We start from the raw sequence: 1628 nt of genomic DNA, 5'->3' as shown, positions 1-1628 counted from the left end.
GCCACTGCCAACCGGCGGCACGGTAACAGGTGCCGGCATGGTGACGCGGGTCGACGAAGGTTTCCAGCAACCCGGGCTCGAAGCCCCAGTGATCGAGCCAGTCCGCGCGGCGCGGCGCGCAGTGCACCAGGGGCTCGGCGATTGCCGCGTCCCCATGGGCGAAACCTTTTTCTTCCTACTCACCGCCACGCCCCGAAAACACAGGGCTGCAGCATTCATGCTGCAGGGCTGTGTACCGACGTTGTCCCAGAAAAAAGGGCGCCGTGTTGGCGCCCTCCAGAGGAGAGACTGGACTTTGTACTGGCTCAGTAGTGATAGGCGGATTCGCCGTGCGAGGTGATGTCGAGACCTTCGCGCTCTTCTTCTTCCGGTACTCGCAGGCCAATGACCATATCGACTAGTTTGAAAGCTATCAGGGAAACTACCCCCGACCAGACGATCACCGTACCGACACCCCATAATTGGCTGATTACCTGGGCAGTCATGTCGTAGTCGCCGACCTTGTTGAGCACGTAGTCATAAACGCCAGTGCCGCCAAGCGAAGGAGCAGCGAAGACTCCAGTCAGGATCGCACCGAGCATGCCGCCGACACCATGCACGCCAAAAACGTCGAGCGAATCGTCTGCACCAAGCAGCCGCTTCAGCCCATTGACGCCCCACAGGCATACCACACCCGCCAGCAAGCCGATGACAATGGCGCCGACGACACCGACGAAACCTGCCGCCGGGGTGATTGCCACCAGTCCGGCCACCGCTCCGGAAGCTGCGCCAAGCATTGAGGGCTTGCCCTTGATCATCCATTCGGCCAGCATCCAGGACATCGCAGCACAAGCGGTGGCGACCCAGGTATTGACCATTGCCAGAGCTGCGCCACCGCTCGCTTCGAGTGCCGAGCCGGCGTTGAAGCCGAACCAGCCGAACCACAACAGCGAAGCTCCGATCATCGTGAAGGTCAGACTATGTGGCGCCATCGATTCGCGGCCGTAGCCGATCCGCTTGCCGATGACGATTGCGCCGACCAGCCCGGCGACGGCAGCGTTGATATGCACCACGGTGCCGCCGGCGAAGTCGAGCGCGCCCTTCTGAAACAGGAAGCCGGCCGTCTTGGTGGCTGCCTCGCCAGTTGCCGCGTCAAGGTAGGCGTCCGGACCCGCCCAGTACCACACCATGTGCGCCATCGGTAGGTAGGAGAGCGTAAACCAGATCACCATGAAGACCAGGATCGCGGCAAATTTCGCACGCTCAGCGAAGGCGCCGACGATCAGCCCGCAGGTGATGGCTGCGAACGCGCCCTGGAATATGACATAGGCCAGTTCGGAGACGACCACCCCCTTGCTGAAGGTGGCGGCGACCGAGTCGACGGTGATTCCCTTGAGGAAGATCTTGTCGAGCACGCCAAAGAAGCCACCACCTTCGGTAAAGGCGACCGAGTAGCCGTAGATTACCCAGAGCACGCTGATCAGCGAAAAGGTCACGAAGACCTGCATCAGTACCGAAAGCATGTTCTTGGTGCGCACCAGCCCCCCGTAGAACAGCGCCAGGCCAGGGATCGACATCAGGATGACCAGCGCGGCGCTGGTCATGATCCTGGCATTCAACACCACGGCGTCATCGCTGGGCGTGCTGGC

1 protein-coding gene is annotated in these 1628 nt (G+C 61.7%); it reads right to left on the bottom strand.

Annotated elements, in window-relative coordinates:
• Positions 1–305: 305 nt before the first annotated feature.
• On the bottom strand, positions 306–1583 hold the full coding sequence (gene amt, locus CAPSK01_RS06765) for an ammonium transporter (protein WP_034924869.1): 1278 nt from the start codon (positions 1581–1583) through the stop codon (positions 306–308).
• Between the last annotated feature and the right edge of the window lie 45 nt (positions 1584–1628).

Source organism: Candidatus Accumulibacter vicinus, assembly GCF_000584955.1.
In the GTDB taxonomy this organism is placed as follows: domain Bacteria; phylum Pseudomonadota; class Gammaproteobacteria; order Burkholderiales; family Rhodocyclaceae; genus Accumulibacter; species Accumulibacter vicinus.
The sequence above is the reverse complement of the archived record's forward strand: the minus strand, read 5'-3'. Positions and strand labels throughout refer to the sequence as shown.